Here is a 17,739-nt window from a genome sequence, read left to right as displayed (position 1 = left end):
GTTTAGCTCGTCTTTTTCATGTTGCGGCGCGACAATGGCGCTCGTTCCGGTGCTGTCCGCCTTCGCGAGGCACCGTCCCCCCAAGCAAGTAAAGGCAGTGAATCCCATGTTCTCGGTCATCTCCGCCAGCACCGGCCTCGGTGCCTGGTTCTCTGGTGCAGCTACCGGCATCGGCCTGTTCGCCGTGGTCGGCGCCCAGAGCGCCTTCATCCTGCGCCAGGGCATCCTGCGCAAGCACATCGTGCCGGTGGTCGCCACCTGTGCGGCCATCGATGCGATCTTCATCTTTGCCAGCGTGGCCGGCCTGCGCACGCTCACTTCGGCGCTGCCGTGGCTGACCACCGCCGTGCTGTGGACCGGCGTGGCGTTCCTGGCCTGGTACGCGATGAAGTCGGCGCGCCGCGCGATCGCCGGTGGCGGCGGCATGGGCGAGGCTGACAGCGACGACGGCAGCCGCCGCGCGGTGCTGATGGCCGCAGTCGGTTTCTCGCTGATCAACCCGCACTTCTGGCTGGACATGATGGTGATCGGTTCGATCGCCGAGAACTTCGGCAACGCCCGCATGGCCTTCGCTGCCGGTGTGGTCACCGCCAGTTGCCTGTGGCTGACCGCGCAGGGCCTGGGCGCGCGCCTGCTGGCGCCGCTGTTCACCAAGCCCAGCACCTGGCGCGTGCTCGACGGCACCATCGCGGTGATCCTCAGCATCCTGGCCCTCACATTGGCGGTGCGCGGGGTCCACTGACCCGGCGCACGCCCCCCGAACCCACGTCCTGACTCTCTCTCCAAGGTAGTGGTAACGACGGCACCGGCAACGGTGCCGTCGTTTTTTGTACGCCACTGGCGGGCCGGGCACTGGCCTGCCTAGAATCGGCCAGCCGGGACAAGGGGTCCAGGCAGGGGGAGAGAAGGATGCACAAGCGCTGGCTGGCCGCCATCATCGTGGCGGGATTGTGGTGTGGAACCGCTGCTGCGATCGATCTGGGCGCCTATGTGCGAGCGGACAAGTTCGGCGATGTCATGCTGTCTCCCGGGGGCGATTATCTGGCCGCGACCGTGCCTGCGGACGGCTTCACCGCTGTGATCATCCTTCGTACGGACGACAACACGCCGGTGGGCAACCTGCGCCCACCACTCAATTCGCATGTCTTCGGCCTGCACTGGGTCAACAACGATCAGGTGATGTTCGGTCTGGCGCAGAAGTTCGGTACCCGCGACGCGCCGTGGGCCACCGGCGAGCTGCTGACACTGGATGCACGCACCGGACGACCGGAACTACTGGTGGGCTACCGCGACCTTGGCCTGCGCGTGCGGCCCAAGTACCGGACGTCGGCCGCGGCGTTCCTCAGTGACGCCCTGCCTGGCGATGATGCCCATGTGGTCATCGCAGTAGGCGGATCGCGGCTGGATGCCAACGGTTATGCGGCCCAGCTGGAACTGGCAAGCGGCAAGCAGCGGCTGCTGGCCCGCGCGCCGATGCCGGGTGCCTCCTATGTGGTGGATGCCCGCGGCGACGTACGTTTCGTACAGGGCGCCGGTACTGACAACGTCCATCGGCTCTACCACCGCAACGGTGGCGACTGGGCGCTGGTCAACGATGAGAAGCGGAGTGGTCGCAGCGAGGCGGCGCTGGGCTTTTCCGCCGACGGCCAGCTGGCCTACCTGCTCAGCGAGCAGCCCAGCGGCCCCGATGCCATCGTCAGCTGGAACCCGGCCACGCAGGAGCGCAAGGTCGTGCTGCGCGATGAGGTTGTCGATCCGGCACGACTGATCCGCAGCCCGGGCAGCACCGTGCCGGTCGGTGCGCTGTTCCTGGGAAACACGCCGCATACCCGGTTCTTCGACGAAAGCTCGGACGAGGCACGGTTGTACCGCAGCCTGGAGGCGGCCTTCCCCGGGCGTGCAGTATTCATCACCTCCAGTACCCGCGACGGTCGCCGGCTGCTGGTGGAAACCGGGTCCGGTTCCAATCCGGGCGAGTTCTACCTCTACGACCGCGACCGCAACCAGGCACGCTTCCTGATGGCGCGCAGCGAATGGATTGACCCGGAGAGCACTGCGTCGGTGCGGCCGGTCCTGCTGAAGGCGCGTGACGGGCTGGAGCTCCATGGATTCCTGACAGTCCCGCATGGCAGCACTGGCCGTGACCTGCCGATGGTGGTGGTGCCGCATGGTGGGCCGATCGGGATATTCGACAACGGCAGTTTCGATCACGAGAACCAGTTGCTGGCCGCTGCCGGCTACGCCGTGCTGCAGATCAATTTCCGCGGCTCGGGCAACTACGGCCGTGCCCACAGCCGGGCAGCACTGAAACAGTGGGGGCGCGCGATGCAGGACGACGTGACCGACGCCACGCGCTGGGCGATCAGCGAAGGCATCGCCGATGCCCGGCGCATCTGCATCTACGGTGCCAGCTACGGTGCCTACTCGGCGATGATGGGCGCCGCGCGCGAACCGGGGCTGTACCAGTGCGCGGCCGGCTATGTGGGCGTCTACGACCTGCCGCTGATGTTTACTGGCGGCGATATCCAGGACCGCGATTCCGGAATGAGCTACCTGCGCGAGTGGCTGGGTGATCCGGCCACGCTGGGCGCGGTCTCGCCGGTCAACCTGGCCGAGCGGATCAAGGTGCCGGTGTTCCTGGCGGCCGGTGGCCAGGACAAGCGCGCCCCGGTCCAGCACACCGAGCGCATGGAAGCGGCGCTCAAGCGTGCCGGTACGCCGGTGGAAAGCCTGTACTACAAGACCGAAGGGCACGGCTTCTATACCCAGGCCCATCGCAGCGAGTACTACGGCAAGCTGCTGGCCTTCCTGTCGCGCAGCCTGGGTGGCAAGACCGCCACGACTGCGGCTGCGGACGGCAAGGGCAGGGCGCCGTAACGCAAAGGGCGGCGGATGATCCAACCGCCGCCCCGGTTCCTGCCTGTGCGTGGGCTTACTTCACCCCGTGCATCATCTTCTTCAACAGTGGCGCGGCAATGAAAGCGGCCAGCGCACAGCCCAGGCCGATCCACATCAGCAGCCAGAACAGGTGCGCATAGGCACCGGCGGCGGCCACCATGTCCAGCGATTCGCCTTCCGGCACCTCGATCGCGGCCAGCTTGCCGAACAGCGCGGCCAGCGTCTCCGAGAAGGCGGTGGCCAGGAACCAGGTGCCCATCATCAGGCTCATCACCCGCGGCACGGCCAACTGGGTCACCGCCGACAGGCCGACCGGCGACAGGCACATCTCGCCACTGGCCAGCAGGAAGTAGGCCAGCACCAGCCACCACACGCTGGCCATCTCGCCGGTGGCGCCAACCTGCTGCGCGGCCAGTGCCAGCGGCACGAACGACAGTGCGCCGATCACCAGGCCCCAGGCTGATTTGACCGGCTTGCCCGGTTCCCAGCCGCGGCGGTCCATCCACGTCCACAGCGCGGCGAAGGCCGGTGCCAGCAGCACCAGGAACAGGCCGCCGAGATAGGTGAGCGAGCCGGCGGTTTGCGGAATCACCAGGCAGTCGCGCACCAGCAGCACCAGCATCAGCACGACGATGGCGGCGAAGAACGTGCGCGGCGCAGCCGAACCCGGACGACGCTCGGACAACCGCGCGCTGACCACGAAGCCCAGCGGTGCCAGCAGCAGTGAGAGGATCGACCACGGCAGCGGCGTACCGCCGGTGATCACCAGCGAGGGCACGATGTCCTTGGTCAGCAGCCGGTCGGTGAAGGTCACCCACGAGCCGTAGGACTGCTCGTACATGGTGAAGAACACCAGCGCCATGAAGATCAGCACCATCAGCGCGATCATCTGCTGGCGCTGTACCGGCGTGCACTTGCTGCCGGTGAACCAGGCGAACCAGACCAGCACGCCGCCCAGCACCACCACCATCAACATCAGTGCCAGGCTGATTTCACCGCCCAGCGCGAACGCGCCGTTGCCGGCCGCCCACATCAGCCACGCCACCGGCAACACACCGAGCACCGCGCACAGATAGATGAGCCATTCGCGCGGCAGGCCCAGCACCTTGTGCTTCAACGCCGCCGGTTGCGGCGGCTCGGCGTGGCCCTGCAGGTACTTCTGGCCCCACAGGAACATGGCCAGGCCGGCCAGCATGCCGATGCCGGCCGCACCGAAACCGTACTTCCAGCCGTAGGCCTCGCCGAGGAAGCCGCACACCAGCGATGAGAACAGCGCGCCCAGGTTGATGCCGGCGTAGAACAGCGAGAAACCCGAATCGCGGCGCGGATCGTCCTTGGCGTACAGCTTGCCGACAATGGTGGAGATGTTCGGCTTGAGGAAGCCGACGCCCATGATGATCAGCGCCAGCGACAGGTAGGTCACCGCCAGTGCCGAGGTGTCGCGCACCACTTCGCCGTTCACCCGGTACGCAGCGTGGCCTTCGAAGGCCATACCGAGGTGGCCGAGTACCAGCAGGATGCCGCCGAACAGCACGGCCCGGCGCATGCCCAGCCAGCGGTCGGCCAGCATGCCGCCGAATACAGGGATGCAGTACACCAGGCCACCGTAGGCGCCGAGCAGGTCCAGGCCGGCCTTGTCGCCGAACAGGTGGTACTTGGTCAGGTACAGCAGCAACAGCGCCTTCATGCCGTAGAAGGAGAAGCGCTCCCACATTTCGGTGAAGAAGCAGACGTAGACGCCCTTGGGGTGGCCCAGGAAGTCGTCGGAAGCGATAGCGGTGGAATTCATCGCGGAATTATAGGCCTGTGGCCCGATCCGCTTTCAGTAGATCCACGCCATGCGTGGATTGCCGGACTGGCCTGGGCGATCACAGGTACCGCAACCACGCCAGGTCACGCCTTCGCGCCTTGAACCGTGCGAATGCCCAGGTCGGCGAGTACAGCACCACCGCCAGCGCACAGGCCACCAGCAGCAGGCCGCTGACCGAATCCAGGGCATACAACTCGCCATGGGTCGGCCCCCAGGCCGCCAGCGCGCCCAGGTACAGCGCCTTCAGCACATACAGGTGCAGCAGGTAGAAGAACATCGGCGCGGCGCCGATATCGGCCAGCGGGCGCAGCGCACGCGCCAGTGGCGGCCATTCGTACAGGCGCAGCAGCAACAGCCCCACGCCCAGGGTCAACAGCAGGAACTGCAGAGACGGCGGGTACTTGGTGATGTTGAGGATGCTCAGCCAGGTGCGCAGTGCTGTGGTCTGGTATTGCCAAGGGGCATCCCCGTACTCGTTGGCGAACCGCAGTAAGGCGAACAGGGCCAGCGCGCCGACGCCTGCCCACAGCAGCCAGTGCTGACGCTGCGCCGGCGCGCGCTCGCGGGCGAACCAGGGCCCCATCAGATAACCCAGGGCGATCACCCCGATCCACGGCAGCACCGGATAGGAGGTGCGCAGGCGCAGCGCGCCGGCCTCGATCCAGTCGCGCTGGTGCAGCACTTTCCACAGCACCGCCAGCAGGCCATTGCCTTGCACCCGTAATCCGTCGAACAGGTTGTGCCCGGCGACCACCGCGATTGCCAGCACCAGCAGGGCCGGGCGTGGCAGCCAAAGCAGCCCGGCCAGCGCGATCATGCTCAGCCCGATGGCCCAGATCACCTGCAGGTACAGGGTTTCCGGCGGCAGCTGGAAGGTCCAGGCGAAATTCACCAGGGTCAGTTCCAGCACGACCAGGAACAGCCCGCGCTTGAGCAGGAACGCGGCCGTGGCCCGGCGCGGATCCGCCTGGCGCTGGCCGTACAGCCAGGCCGACAGGCCGGTCAACAGGACGAACACGGGTGCGCACAGGTGGGCCAGCAGACGGCAGGCGAACAGCGCGGGGGAGACCGTCGCCGCGTCCATCGGGTCGCTCACCTGGTGCTGCAGGAAGAAGGTCTCGCGCACGTGGTCGAGCAACATCAACAGCATCACGGTGCCGCGCAGCTGGTCGATGGAGGCCAGGCGGGTAGTGGGGGAAGGAGCCACGTACGAGGTTCGGTCGGCGTGACAGGATATAACATTACAAATACGTCTTTCCAGCGTGTGCTGGGCGGTTCCGACGAGCGCGCGCGTCGGCTCAGGGCAGGCAAACCGAGGGGCTCCAGCCCAGCGCCTCGTCGTAGTGGACCTGGATCGCTCGCAGGCTCCCGTCGGGGTTGGCCTTCAAGCAGAATCGGGCGCTGTGGTGTTGCGTGGCGCCGGTCCTGGTGGCCGACAGCGAAACGTCGTACAGGCGTCCGGGCTGCAGCGGCATCGCCGTCTGCCTTGAAATGGCGTTGGCTGGCACTTCTCCGTAGACCACGCAGGCTCCGGGTGGAAGTGGGATCGATGCGGGATGGGCAAAGTAGAACGACCATTGCCGCCGCAGCGGTGGAGTAATTGCGTCATGCACCTCCACACCAAACACCTCCGGAGTTTTACCGATACGCTTGCGCTCTTTCCTGGGTAGTCCGAAACAAGGTTTACCGGCGTGGTCGGTGATCTCGACTGCGCCAATGCGGCTCCAGGCAGATGCGTAATCGCAAAGCGGCATCAGGCAGATCAGGGCCACGACAGCCACGACCGGTGATTTGATCGGGCGGATCCGCAGTGGGTTGTTCATCGGGCGGCTCAGCGTCATCGGTTCAGATCATGAACACGATGCACGGGGCGTTGAGGCACTTCAAACGATGATGGCTGGGATGCTGCAGTACTGGTTGGCCGGGCCCCTGCAGGACAAAGAGACCGCGAGGCCCGGCAGCCGTCCGGGATGTGCCCCCTGCGCTTGATGCGTTGGCCGAGTTTGGCCAGAAGCGACTATCTCACTGCCGACCTGGCCGCAACCCTCCCGAACCGCACTGGACTTGCTGCCTCCTGAACGCTAGCGTGCAAGGGATTTTTTGCCAGCAGGGGCTTCCATGAACCACGACGCTGCGCCCAAGCAGCTCACCTTCCGCGCAGTGGCCCTGGCCATCGTGCTGGCGGTGGTGCTGTCGGCCGCAAACGCCTACCTCGGTCTGTTCGCAGGCCTGACCATCGCCACCGCCATTCCCGCCGCGGTGATTTCCATGGGCGTGCTGCGCCTGCTGGGCGGTGGCTCCATCCTTGAAAACAACATCGTGCAGACCGGCGCTTCGGCCGGTTCGTCGATCGCCGCCGGTGTGATCTTCACCATCCCGGCGCTGGTGATCATGGGCTACTGGCCGGACTTCAAGTACTGGTGGGTGCTCGGCATCGCCGGCCTCGGCGGCCTGCTGGGCGTGTTGTTCTCGGTGCCGCTGCGTCGTTCGATGATCGTCGAAGACCCGCTTCCGTTCCCGGAAGGCAAGGCTGCGGCCGAAGTGCTCAAGGCCGGTGAGAATCCGGGCCCGGGCCTGAAGATCCTCGGCCTGTCGGCGGTGATCGGTGCCTTCGTCAAGCTGGCCGCGGAAAGCGGCATGCGCCTGATCCCGGATGCCTGGGCCACCTCGGCCTACGTCGGCAGCTCCAAGGTCACCGCCTTCATCGGTACCAACCTGTCGCCGGCACTGCTGGGCGTGGGCTACATCGTCGGCCTCAACGTCGGCATCGTGGTGGTGTCCGGTTCGATCCTGACCTGGCACATCGCCATTCCGATCTACCAGGCGTTCTTCATGAACACCGATCCGGCACTGGCCGCGTCGGTTGCCGCGGCTTCGTCCACCGAGGCGGCGTTCGCCATCTGGGGCGCGAAGATGCGCTACCTGGGTGTCGGCGCGATGCTGATCGGTGGCATCTGGACGCTGATCTCGCTGCGCAAGTCGCTGCTCAACGGCGTCAAGAGCGGCTTTGCCGCCGCCCGCAAGAGCGGTGGCCCGGTGCTGGCGCACACCGAGCGCGACCTGCCGATGAAGTGGATGCTGGTGGCCCTGGTGGTCTTCGTGCTGCCGCTGCTGGCCCTGTACCAGGCCATCGTCGGCCAGTGGCACGTGTCGATCCCGATGACCCTCATCATGATCGTCGCCGGCTTCCTGTTCGTGTCGGTCTCGGCCTACCTGGCCGGCCTGATCGGTTCGTCCAACAACCCGGTCTCGGGCATCACCATCTCCACCATCCTGTTCGCCTCGGCCGTGCTGGTCGTGCTGCTGGGCGCCGACGGCCTGAAGCCGGTCGGTGCCGGCGGCGCGCCGCTGGGCGCCGTGGCCGCCATCATGATCGGTGCGGTGGTGTGCTGCGCCGCTGCGGTCGGTGGTGACAACCTGCAGGACCTCAAGGCCGGCTACATCGTCGGCGCCACCCCGTGGAAGCAGCAGCTGATGCTGGGCATCGGTGCCTTCTCGTGTGCGCTGATCATGGCGCCGGTGCTGAACCTGCTGGCCACCGCCTACGGCATCGGCGTGAAGTCCGAGCTGCACCCGAACGCGCTGGCCGCACCGCAGGCCAACCTGATGGCCTCGGTGGCCAAGGGCCTGTTCGGTGGTGAACTGCCGTGGACCTTCATCGGCATCGGTGCCGTGGTCGGTGCCGCCATCATCGCCTTCGACAGCTGGCTGAAGGCGCGCAACGCCCGCTTCCGCGTGCCGGTGCTGGCCGCCGCCATCGGCATCTACCTGCCGCTGGAGCTGATGGTGCCGATCTTCCTCGGCGGCCTGATCGCCCACCTGGTCGAGCGCTTCCACAAGGTGCGCGCCGATGACGAAGAAGGCCGCGACCGCGTGCACAAGCCGGGCGTGCTGTTCGCCGCGGGCCTGATCACCGGCGAAGCGCTGATGGGCATCGCCATCGCGATTCCGATCGTGGTCAGCAGCCGCGCCGACGTGCTGGCCGTGCCGTTCCACCTGCCGGGCGCGCAGTGGATCGGCCTGGCCGTGCTGTTCCTGGTCGGCTGGCTGATCTACCGCACCGGCAAGTACGCCAAGGCGTAAGGGGGCTCTGCCCCTGGGTTCAACGGGTAGTGCCGGCCGCTGGCCGGCAATCCCGGAATCCCGTGATACCCCTGGTTGCCGGCCAGCGGCCGGCACTACCGCAGACCGCGCTACGGCGCGGTTTGCTGTTTCTGGCGACGGGGCCAACCCCGCAGGCAGCCATGACCGATGGCCTTGGCAGCCCCGGCCGCACGGGCCTACCATCGGTTTTTTGCCGTCCTGCGGAGACCCCGATGAAACTGCGTCATGCCCTGCTGCCACTGAGCCTGCTGGCCGCCCTGCCCAGCGTCGCCGCTGCCCGTGGCCTGGAAGTCCGCGACATGGTGGCCATGGACCGCGTCTCCGCGCCGGTGCTGACCGCTGACGGTGGCACCGTGGTGTTCGCCAAGCGCAGCGTCGATGCCAACCTGAAGGCCTCCACCGCGCTGTTCGCGCGCAACCTGCGTACCCGCGATGCGGCGCCGCCGAAGCAGATCACCCCGGCCGGCTGGAACGTCAATTCCGCTTCGCTGTCGGCCGATGGCCAGACCGTGTATTTCCTCAGTGCCAGGAACGGCAGCCAGCAGCTGTACGCGCAGCCGATCAGCGGCGGTGCTCCGCGCCAGCTGACCGATTTCCCGGTCGACGTGGACAGCTACCACGTGTCGCCGCAGGACGACCGCGTGCTGTTCAGCGCCGGCGTGTTCCAGGACTGTGCCTCGGACCTGGCCTGCACCGAGAAGAAGCTGAAGGAAAAGAAGGACGCCAAGGCCAGCGGCCAGGTGTGGGATTCGCTGTTCGTGCGCCACTGGGACACCTGGAACGACGGTCGCCGCAACACCCTGTTCGTCGCTCCGCTGCCGACGGCCAAGGCCGGTGCGGTCAAGGGCGCGTCGGCGCTGAGCGCGACCATCGATGGTGATGCGCCGTCCAAGCCGTTCGGCGGCAATGATGACTTCGCGTGGTCGCCGGACGGCGCCAGCGTGGTGGCCAGCATCCGCGTGGCCGGCAAGCAGGAGCCGTGGTCGACCAACTTCGACCTGTACCGCTTCGACGCCGCCGGCAAGCAGGCGCCAGTCAACCTGACCGCCTCCAACCCGGCCTGGGATGCCGGCCCGGTGTTCAGCGCCGACGGCAAGACCCTGTTCTACCGTGCGATGAAGCGCCCGGGCTTCGAGGCCGACCGCTTCGGCCTGATGGCGATGGACCTGGCCAGCGGCAAGACCCGCGAAATCGCGCCGCAGTGGGATCGCTCGGCGGGCGGCATCACCCTGTCCGCCGATGGTGCCAGCATCTACACCACGGCCGATGACCTTGGCGAACACCCGCTGTTCCAGATCGACGTGGCCAGCGGCAAGGCCACCAAGCTGATCGGCGACGGCAGCGTGACCTCGGTGGATGTGGCCGGCAACAGCGTGGCGATCACCCGCAACAGCCTGAAGAGCAACGACCAGGTGCTGGTCGGCCTGCTGCCGGCTGCGGGCGAGGCCATCGGCGAACTGCGCGCGCTGACCCCGGCCGCTGGTGAGGTGCTGAAGGACGTCAGCTTCGGCGACTACGAGCAGTTCGAGTTCAAGGGCTGGAACAACGACACCGTGCATGGCTATGTGGTCAAGCCGCACAACTACCAGGAAGGCAAGTCCTACCCGGTCGCGTTCCTGATCCACGGTGGCCCGCAGGGCAGCTTCGGCAATGGCTGGAGCTACCGTTGGAATCCGCAGACCTACGCGGGCCAGGGCTACGCCGTGGTGATGATCGACTTCCACGGTTCCACCGGCTACGGCCAGGCCTTCACCGATGCGATCAGCCAGCACTGGGGCGACCGCCCGCTGGAAGACCTGCAGAAGGGCTGGGACGCGGCGCTGAAGAAGTACTCCTTCCTCAACGGTGACAAGGCCTGTGCGCTGGGCGCCAGCTACGGCGGCTTCATGGTCAACTGGATCGCCGGCAACTGGAACAGCCCGTTCAAGTGCCTGGTCAACCACGACGGCGTGTTCGACCAGCGCATGATGGGCTACGCCACCGAAGAGCTGTGGTTCACCGAGTGGGAGCAGGGCGGCACGCCGTACCAGAAGGCCGCGAACTACGAAAAGTTCAACCCGGTCAACCACGTGGCGGACTGGAAGAAGCCGATCCTGGTCATCCACGGCCAGCAGGACTTCCGCATTCCGGTCGAGCAGGGCCTGGCCGCGTTCACCGCTGCCCAGCGCCAAGGCATCGAATCGAAGTTCCTGTACTTCCCGGATGAAAACCACTGGGTGCTGAAGCCGAACAACAGCATCCTGTGGCATGACACCGTCAATGCCTGGCTGAAGCAGCACATCGGCAACTGATGACTGCAGCGCCGCCCTTCGGGGCGGCGCTTTTGTTTCGCCATCTGCTTTACCGGTGGGGGCCGACCGTTGGTCGGCACACCTTCATGATCCGCCGCCAACAGCAGCCGGCCAGCGGCCGGCTCTACCCAGAGCACCTGCATGATCCAGAACGACATCGTCGTCTTCGGTTTGATCGCCGCCACCCTTGGCGCCGTGTTCTGGACCGCCTCGCGCGAGCAGGGCCTGTGGAAGCGCTTCTACACGTTCGTGCCGGCGCTGCTGCTGTGCTACCTGATTCCCGGCATCTACAACACCGTCGGCCTGATCGATGGGCAGAACACCAAGCTCTACAACCCGATCGCACGCGACATCCTGCTGCCGGCAGCGCTGATCCTGCTGACCCTGGCGGTGGACATCAAGGGCATCCTGCGGCTGGGCCCGAAGCTGGTGCTGATGTACCTGGGCGCCTCGGCCAGCATCATGCTCGGTGCGGTAGTGGCGTTCCTGGCGATGCGCGCGCTGCATCCGGAAACCGTGGCCGGTGACACCTGGGCCGGCATGGCCGCATTGGCAGGCAGCTGGATCGGTGGCGGTGCCAACATGCTGGCAATGCGCGAAGTATTCGACGTCAATGCGACCACGTTCGGCCAGTTCGCGGTGGTCGATGTCGGTGTCGGCTACGTGTGGATGGCGGCACTGATCTTCCTGGCGGGGCGGGCAGCGAAGATCGACGCGCGCAGTGGCGCCGATACTTCGGCCATCGATGAACTGAAGGAGCGCATCGCGCGCTTCCAGGCCGAACACGAGCGCATTCCCAGCCTCACCGACCTGATGCTGATCGTGGCGGTGGCCTTCGGCGGCGTGGGCCTCTCGCACGCCATCGGCGCGCCGCTCGCAGCCTGGTTCAAGGCCAACGTCAGCTGGGCCTCGCAGTTCAGCCTGGACGCGCCGTTCGTGTGGGTGGTGGTGCTGTCGACCACGCTGGGCCTGAGCCTGAGCTTCACCCGTGCGCGCACGCTGGAAGGCGCGGGCGCATCGCGCCTGGGCTCGCTGCTGCTGTACTTCCTGATCGCCTGCATCGGCATGCAGATGGATCTGCTGGCGCTGCTGGACCGCCCGTGGCTGTTCCTGCTCGGCCTGATCTGGATTGCCGTGCACATCGTGCTGCTGTGGTGCCTGGGCAAGCTGCTGAAGGTGCCGTTCTTCTATTTCGCCATCGGTTCGCAGTCGAACATCGGTGGACCGGCCTCGGCGCCGGTGGTGGCCGCGGCGTTCCATCCGGCACTGGCGCCGGTGGGCGTGCTGCTGGGCACGATGGGCTACGCCACCGGCACGTACCTGGCTTACATCGTCGGCATCACCCTGCGCGCGCTGGCAGGGCAGGGCTGATGGGGTAGTGCCGGCCGCTGGCCGGCAACCAGGTAATGCTTCACGGGTTCATGAGGTTGCCGGCCAGCGGCCGGCACTACCGATGCGTTACGCCACCGGCAACCCGCGCTCGATCAACCACGCCTTCGCGTCTTCGGCGTCCTGCTCGAACCGCGCCGAGTGAAAAGAGGGGCGCCGCAAGGTCCGGCGCGTTGCCACGCGCCCGTGGCCAACCGCGCCCGCGGCCTTACGCCACCGGCAACCCGCGTTCGACCAGCCACGCCTTCGCGTCTTCGGCGTCCTGCTCAAACCACGCCTGTGTCGACCCCAGCCGATACGTGTACCCCCAGGCATCCATATCGGCCATCAACCGCGCACTGCCGACACCAGGCAAACGCCCGGCCAGCACGATCTGCAGGTAGCAGGTGGCATCTTCCTCCGCCACCGAATCGGTGGCGTCGGTGTGCACCTGCGCGCGCCGCTCCGGCGGCAATACGATCAGGTGGCAGGCTTCATGCAGCATCGAATGCACCGGGGTGTCATCGCGCACATAGACATTGCTGGCGATGATGCCCGCCTCGGGCTCGCCCCAGTAGCTGCCGGGAATCGGTTCGCCTGCGGCCACGTGGTGCAGGCGAAGGCCATGCGCGGCGAGCAGGCATTGCGCGTCGGCGAAGGCGATGTCGCCCACGCAGGTGATGTCCACGGCGGTTGTCGTATCGGTCATGCAGGTCACGCGGCCCCGCCCATGCAGGCACGGGCGGGGCGGGGCATCAGGGTTTGTCCGGGCCTTCAGGCAGCGCCACGGAGATGTCCAGCACATCGTGCTGGCCATCCTTCACCAGGTCGACCTTCACCGCATCGACGTCGATGTTCACGTACTTCTTGATCACTTCCAGCAGCTCGCGCTGCAGCAGCGGCAGGTAGTCCGGGCCACCGCGGTGGCTGCGTTCCTGCGCGATGATGATCTGCAGGCGGTTCTTTGCGGTTTCGGCGGTGGTCTTCTTCGCTTTGAGGAAATCGAACAGGCCCATGCTTACCCTCCGAACAGCTTGCTGAAGAAGCCCTTCTTCTCGACGCTGGTGAAGCGCATCGGGCGATCTTCGCCGAGGATGCGCGCGACGGCGTCGTCATACGCCTGGCCGGCAGCGGATTCGACATCCAGGATCACCGGTTCGCCCTTGTTGGACGCATTGAGCACGTCGCCCGATTCGGGGATCACGCCGATGGCCTTCAGCCCCAGCACTTCCTCGACGTCGGCGATGCTGAGCATCTCGCCGGTTTCCACGCGCAGCGGGGTGTAGCGGGTCAGCAGCAGGAAGGCAGGCACGTTCTGGCCGGATTCGGCCTTGTGGGTCTTCGAGTCCAGCAGGCCGATGATGCGGTCGGAGTCGCGCACCGAGGACACTTCCGGGTTCACCACCACCACGGCGCGGTCGGCGAAGTACATCGCCAGGAACGCTCCCTTCTCGATGCCGGCCGGCGAGTCGCAGATGATGTAATCGAAGCCATCGGCGGCCAGGTCCTTCAGGACCTTGCCCACGCCTTCCTGGGTCAGTGCGTCCTTGTCGCGGGTCTGCGAGGCGGCCAACACATACAGGTTGTCGAAGCGCTTGTCCTTGATCAGGGCCTGCTTGAGGGTGGCTTCGCCATGCACGACGTTGACGAAGTCGTACACCACGCGGCGTTCGCACCCCATGATCAGGTCGAGGTTGCGCAGGCCGACGTCGAAGTCGATCACCGCCACCTTCTTGCCGCGCCGCGCCAGGCCACAGGCCAGGCTCGCGCTGGAAGTGGTCTTGCCCACGCCGCCCTTGCCGGAGGTGACTACGATGATTTCAGCCAAAGGACTTCTCCTGGTTCTGCATTAGTTTGGGGCTGCGTCAGTCCAGCGCAGCGATCTTGATCTGGTCCTGTTCCAGCCACACCTGCACGGCCTTGCCGCGCAGGTTGTCCGGAACATCGTCCAGTACCTTGTAGTGGCCTGCAATGGCCACCAGTTCCGCATGGAAATCACGGCAGAAGATGCGTGCCGCGGTGTTGCCCTGGGCCCCTGCCAGCGCGCGGCCGCGCAGGGTGCCGTAGATATGGATGCTGCCATCGGCGATGACCTCGGCGCCGGCGCCGACGGTGGCCATCACGGTCAGGTCGCAGTTCTCCGCGTACAGCTGCTGGCCCGAACGCACGTTGCCCAGCTGCATGCGGCCTGGCTGCGGCGCGGCTGCATCGGCGATCTTGGCCACCGGTGCGGCCGGGGCTGGCTTCGGTTCGGCGCGCGCGGCGCGGCGCGGTTCCGGTGCGGGCGGCGGCGGAGCCGCTTCGGCCTCGGCACGTTCGTACTGGGCGCGGAACTTGGCCAGCAGCGGCAGGCCAAGCTGCTGCGAGAGCAGGTCGACCGCGCTGGTGCCATAGGCCAGCGCCACCGGCAGCACGCCAGCGCTGCGCAGGCCATCGACCAGCGCCTGCGCGGTGGCCACGTCCGGAACCTGGCTCAGGCCGCCGAAATCGAGGATCACCGCCGCGCGGCCGAACAGCTTCGGCGCACGGGTCACGCGCTCGCGCATTTCCTGCACGAGGCGTTCGACATCAAGGGTACGGATGCGAAGGTTGGCGATGCCCACCTGGCCGATCTTCAGTTCACCGGCCTGTTCGTAATCGAAATTCACCGCCACGCTCAGGTCCCCGTCGGCCGCTGTGCCTGCGCCGGCAGCTGCCGGGCGCGTGTCCATGCCACATCCGGCAGCTTGCCGCCGTAGGTCTCCTGGACCCACGGGTAGCTGCACAGTTCCTTGGCCAGCATGCTGGCACGCACATCGACCTGGGCCATGGTGTTCTGGCCCAGCTCGCGGAAGCCGAAGCTGCCGTGGAAGAGCAGGGCGGCATCGGCGCCGTGGTCGAGGAAGACTTCGCAGGTCATCTGCGGGTAGCGCAGCTCGGCAAAGCTCTGCGCGTCGGCATAGAACGCACGGCCGACGCCACCGCCGCGGCGGCGGCTGGCGACCACGATGCGGTCGATGTAGAAGAAGGGGGTGTCCAGCTGCTGCTTGAACCAGGCGAAGTTGCTGCTGTCGTGCTGGCTGTCGCTGCCGAAGCCGATCAGGAAGCCGGCCAGGTTGCCGTCGCGCTCGGCGACGCGGAAATACTCAGCGGTTTCATAGAACAGGCGCAGGCGGGCCGCATCCAGGGGAAGGATGGCCAGGCCAGCGTTGTTGTTCAAAGCCAGGACGGAATCGAGCTCGTGCTCGCGCACGTCGCGGATGACAATCGACATTGTGACTCCGTGGGGTAACGCGGTTGGTCCATCAAGGGACCCTGCGCACGATTATTGCATGCCCGGGGTGGGCTGCGGCATGAACAGGCGACCGGGCAGGCATGACTTCCGTGGGGTGCGATGTGCAGGCCGGGCCCGTAGAGTGCTGGCATGTTGGGAGTCCTCAGCCATACCCGCGTCCTTCGCCTGGCCGGCCTGTTCACCTGGGTCATGGTCGGTCTGCCCCTGGCGTACTCGCAGTTCGAGAACCTGCACAGCCGCGGTGACATGGGCGGCTGGGCGGTCCTGCTGTTCGTCGCTTACCTGTCCTTCGGCACCTCCTATTACTGGCTGACCCGCATCCTGCGCAGCGACAGCCCCACCAGCTGGCTGGACCGCGGCCTGCTGCTGCTGCTGACGATTTCGGCGCTGGGCGTCAGCTTCCTCAGCGGCTCGGGCTTGGGCAGCATCCTGATGATGGTGGCCGCCGGGGTCATCCCGTGGATGCTGTCGGTGCGGCTGGGCGTGCTGTGGCTGCTGGTCAGCCAACTGGCGGTGGCCCCGGTCTACTACTTGCTGCTGCGCTTCCCGTTGTTCGAAGCGGTGATGCAGTCGCTGCTGTACGGCGGCTTTTCCATGTTCATCTTCGTGACCAGCCTGGTTGCCCGGCAGCAGACCGAGGCGCGCGACGAACAGCGCCGGCTCAATTCAGAGCTGCGTGCCACCCGCGCCTTGCTTGCCGAGAGTGCCCGCGTCAATGAGCGCACCCGCATCTCGCGCGAGCTGCATGACCTGCTGGGCCACCAGCTGACCGCGCTGACCCTGAACCTGGAAGTGGCCGGGCACCTGGCCGAAGGGCAGGCGCTGGAGCACGTGAAGCGCTCCCACACCTTGGCCAAACTGCTGCTGGGCAACGTGCGCGAGGTGGTCAGCCAGCTGCGCGAGACCGGCGCGATCGACCTGGCCGCGGCGCTGCGCCCGCTGACCGAGAACGTGCCCTCGCTGGACATCCAGCTGGAGATCGAGGATCCGCTGAACGTGGAGGACCCCCAGCGGGCCCACGTCCTGCTGCGCTGCACGCAGGAGATCATCACCAACGCCGTGCGCCACGCCGGTGCGCGCCACCTGTGGATCAAGGTGTACCGTGAAGCCCCGGACCGGGTGGTGGTGGAGGCCCGCGACGACGGTGTCGGCGCGGACATGGTCAATGTGGGCAATGGCTTGCGCGGCATGCGCGAGCGCCTGCAACAATGTGGTGGCCAGCTGCAGATCGAGACCCGTCCCGGTGAAGGCTTCCGCCTGCGGGCAACGGTGCCGGCAACGGTGCTGGTGGCCGCCCTTACCAAGGTTCCTGAAGGAGTACGTTGATGATTCGCGTCTGCCTGGTCGATGACCAAACCCTGGTGCGGCAGGGAATCCGCTCCCTGCTGGCGCTCGACGATGGCATCGAGGTGGTGGCCGAGGCCGGCGATGGCCGGCAGGCGGTCGAGCTGATCCCGCAGGTGCGCCCCGACGTGGTCCTGATGGACATGCGCATGCCGGTGATGTCCGGACTGGAAGCGCTGCAGGTGCTGTCGCGGCAGGAACAGCTGCCGCCGACCATCATCCTCACCACCTTCGATGACGATCAGCTGGTGCTGGCTGGCCTCAAGGCCGGTGCCAAGGGTTACCTGCTCAAGGATGTGACCCTGGCACAGCTGGTCGGTGCCATCCGTACCGTGGCCGAGGGTGGTTCGCTGGTACAGCCGGCGGTGACCCAGCGCCTGTTGTCGGGCCTGGAGCACATGCGCAACGAGTTCGTCAGCCTGGACCGCCCGGACCCGCTGACCGACCGCGAGACCGAGATCCTGCGGCTGATGGCCAGCGGCTTCTCCAACAAGGAGATCGCCAACTCGCTGGGCGTGGCCGAGGGCACCATCAAGAACCACGTGTCCAACATCCTCTCCAAGCTGGGTGTGCGCGACCGTACGCGCGCGGTACTGAAGGCGTTCGAACTCCAGCTGGTCTGAGGAAAATCGTTTCGGTACAAAGACTTG

General features: G+C 66.6%; 15 protein-coding genes. 7 read left to right on the top strand and 8 right to left on the bottom strand.

Annotated elements, in window-relative coordinates; genetic code table 11:
* Window positions 1–106: 106 nt before the first annotated feature.
* Window positions 107–742, top strand: coding sequence for a LysE/ArgO family amino acid transporter (locus AC5P9F_RS02070; RefSeq protein ID WP_005408523.1), 636 nt, complete (start codon window positions 107–109; stop codon window positions 740–742).
* Window positions 743–909: 167 nt separating this feature from the next.
* Window positions 910–2,877, top strand: coding sequence for an alpha/beta hydrolase family protein (locus AC5P9F_RS02065; RefSeq protein WP_099524485.1), 1,968 nt, complete (start codon window positions 910–912; stop codon window positions 2,875–2,877).
* Between the two features lie 55 nt (window positions 2,878–2,932).
* On the opposite strand, the gene AC5P9F_RS02060 is transcribed toward AC5P9F_RS02065, so the two are convergent.
* The 3 genes from AC5P9F_RS02060 to AC5P9F_RS02050 all read right to left on the bottom strand — a co-directional run bounded on the left by AC5P9F_RS02060 (window position 2,933) and on the right by AC5P9F_RS02050 (window position 6,549).
* A complete protein-coding gene (locus AC5P9F_RS02060; RefSeq protein WP_099524483.1) occupies window positions 2,933–4,687 on the bottom strand; it encodes a peptide MFS transporter in 1,755 nt (584 codons plus the stop codon).
* A 79-nt stretch (window positions 4,688–4,766) separates the two neighbouring features.
* Window positions 4,767–5,915 (bottom strand): acetyltransferase domain-containing protein, encoded by a 1,149-nt coding sequence (locus AC5P9F_RS02055; RefSeq protein WP_099524481.1) that lies wholly within the window; start codon window positions 5,913–5,915, stop codon window positions 4,767–4,769.
* 91 nt (window positions 5,916–6,006) lie between these two features.
* Entirely contained in the window at window positions 6,007–6,549 is a 543-nt protein-coding gene (locus AC5P9F_RS02050; RefSeq protein WP_229298713.1) for a hypothetical protein, read from the bottom strand.
* Between the two features lie 277 nt (window positions 6,550–6,826).
* Here AC5P9F_RS02050 and AC5P9F_RS02045 point away from each other — a divergent pair, with 277 nt between their 5' ends.
* The 3 genes from AC5P9F_RS02045 to AC5P9F_RS02035 all read left to right on the top strand — a co-directional run bounded on the left by AC5P9F_RS02045 (window position 6,827) and on the right by AC5P9F_RS02035 (window position 12,474).
* Window positions 6,827–8,791, top strand: coding sequence for an OPT family oligopeptide transporter (locus AC5P9F_RS02045; protein WP_005408528.1), 1,965 nt, complete (start codon window positions 6,827–6,829; stop codon window positions 8,789–8,791).
* Between the two features lie 233 nt (window positions 8,792–9,024).
* Window positions 9,025–11,103: an alpha/beta hydrolase family protein gene (locus AC5P9F_RS02040; protein WP_043034135.1), complete on the top strand. Its 2,079-nt coding sequence runs from the start codon at window positions 9,025–9,027 to the stop codon at window positions 11,101–11,103.
* Window positions 11,104–11,244: 141 nt separating this feature from the next.
* Complete coding sequence (locus tag AC5P9F_RS02035) at window positions 11,245–12,474, top strand: DUF819 family protein (protein ID WP_005408530.1); 1,230 nt, start codon at window positions 11,245–11,247, stop codon at window positions 12,472–12,474.
* A gap of 226 nt (window positions 12,475–12,700) precedes the next feature.
* On the opposite strand, the gene AC5P9F_RS02030 is transcribed toward AC5P9F_RS02035, so the two are convergent.
* From AC5P9F_RS02030 to AC5P9F_RS02010, 5 genes are read right to left on the bottom strand one after another with little or no spacing between them, the layout of a single operon-like run.
* A complete protein-coding gene (locus tag AC5P9F_RS02030) occupies window positions 12,701–13,180 on the bottom strand; it encodes a hypothetical protein (protein WP_044569652.1) in 480 nt (159 codons plus the stop codon).
* 46 nt (window positions 13,181–13,226) lie between these two features.
* Window positions 13,227–13,487 carry a cell division topological specificity factor MinE gene (gene minE, locus AC5P9F_RS02025; RefSeq protein WP_005408532.1) on the bottom strand — a complete coding sequence of 87 codons (261 nt, stop codon included), beginning with the start codon at window positions 13,485–13,487 and terminating at the stop codon, window positions 13,227–13,229.
* 2 nt (window positions 13,488–13,489) lie between these two features.
* Complete coding sequence (gene minD, locus AC5P9F_RS02020) at window positions 13,490–14,299, bottom strand: septum site-determining protein MinD (RefSeq protein ID WP_005408533.1); 810 nt, start codon at window positions 14,297–14,299, stop codon at window positions 13,490–13,492.
* A gap of 37 nt (window positions 14,300–14,336) precedes the next feature.
* Window positions 14,337–15,182: a septum site-determining protein MinC gene (gene minC, locus AC5P9F_RS02015; RefSeq protein WP_043034132.1), complete on the bottom strand. Its 846-nt coding sequence runs from the start codon at window positions 15,180–15,182 to the stop codon at window positions 14,337–14,339.
* A complete protein-coding gene (locus AC5P9F_RS02010; RefSeq protein ID WP_005408535.1) occupies window positions 15,128–15,724 on the bottom strand; it encodes a GNAT family N-acetyltransferase in 597 nt (198 codons plus the stop codon). The genes minC and AC5P9F_RS02010 overlap by 55 nt, the downstream gene beginning before the upstream one ends.
* A 150-nt stretch (window positions 15,725–15,874) precedes the next feature.
* Here AC5P9F_RS02010 and AC5P9F_RS02005 point away from each other — a divergent pair, with 150 nt between their 5' ends.
* Together AC5P9F_RS02005 and AC5P9F_RS02000 are read left to right on the top strand one after the other, a co-directional pair.
* Complete coding sequence (locus tag AC5P9F_RS02005) at window positions 15,875–17,071, top strand: sensor histidine kinase (RefSeq protein ID WP_005408536.1); 1,197 nt, start codon at window positions 15,875–15,877, stop codon at window positions 17,069–17,071.
* A complete protein-coding gene (locus AC5P9F_RS02000; protein ID WP_005408537.1) occupies window positions 17,071–17,712 on the top strand; it encodes a response regulator in 642 nt (213 codons plus the stop codon). Before AC5P9F_RS02005 ends, AC5P9F_RS02000 begins: the two co-directional genes overlap by 1 nt.
* Window positions 17,713–17,739 lie beyond the last annotated feature (27 nt).

The organism is Stenotrophomonas sp. YJH_SMC_4 (genome assembly GCF_059371575.1).
Note: the sequence above shows the minus strand (reverse complement) of the source record. Positions and strands in the feature narration are given on the sequence as shown.

Excerpts from the sequence above, each read along its gene's own strand:
- AC5P9F_RS02070 (WP_005408523.1), top strand. The coding sequence starts at position 107 with ATGTTCTCGGTCATCTCCGCCAGCACCGGCCTCGGTGCCTGGTTCTCT.
- AC5P9F_RS02065 (WP_099524485.1), top strand. The coding sequence starts at position 910 with ATGCACAAGCGCTGGCTGGCCGCCATCATCGTGGCGGGATTGTGGTGT.
- AC5P9F_RS02060 (WP_099524483.1), bottom strand. The coding sequence starts at position 4,687 with ATGAATTCCACCGCTATCGCTTCCGACGACTTCCTGGGCCACCCCAAG.
- AC5P9F_RS02050 (WP_229298713.1), bottom strand. The coding sequence starts at position 6,549 with ATGACGCTGAGCCGCCCGATGAACAACCCACTGCGGATCCGCCCGATC.
- AC5P9F_RS02045 (WP_005408528.1), top strand. The coding sequence starts at position 6,827 with ATGAACCACGACGCTGCGCCCAAGCAGCTCACCTTCCGCGCAGTGGCC.
- AC5P9F_RS02040 (WP_043034135.1), top strand. The coding sequence starts at position 9,025 with ATGAAACTGCGTCATGCCCTGCTGCCACTGAGCCTGCTGGCCGCCCTG.
- AC5P9F_RS02035 (WP_005408530.1), top strand. The coding sequence starts at position 11,245 with ATGATCCAGAACGACATCGTCGTCTTCGGTTTGATCGCCGCCACCCTT.
- AC5P9F_RS02030 (WP_044569652.1), bottom strand. The coding sequence starts at position 13,180 with ATGACCGATACGACAACCGCCGTGGACATCACCTGCGTGGGCGACATC.
- minE (WP_005408532.1), bottom strand. The coding sequence starts at position 13,487 with ATGGGCCTGTTCGATTTCCTCAAAGCGAAGAAGACCACCGCCGAAACC.
- minC (WP_043034132.1), bottom strand. The coding sequence starts at position 15,182 with ATGGACACGCGCCCGGCAGCTGCCGGCGCAGGCACAGCGGCCGACGGG.
- AC5P9F_RS02010 (WP_005408535.1), bottom strand. The coding sequence starts at position 15,724 with ATGTCGATTGTCATCCGCGACGTGCGCGAGCACGAGCTCGATTCCGTC.
- AC5P9F_RS02005 (WP_005408536.1), top strand. The coding sequence starts at position 15,875 with ATGTTGGGAGTCCTCAGCCATACCCGCGTCCTTCGCCTGGCCGGCCTG.
- AC5P9F_RS02000 (WP_005408537.1), top strand. The coding sequence starts at position 17,071 with ATGATTCGCGTCTGCCTGGTCGATGACCAAACCCTGGTGCGGCAGGGA.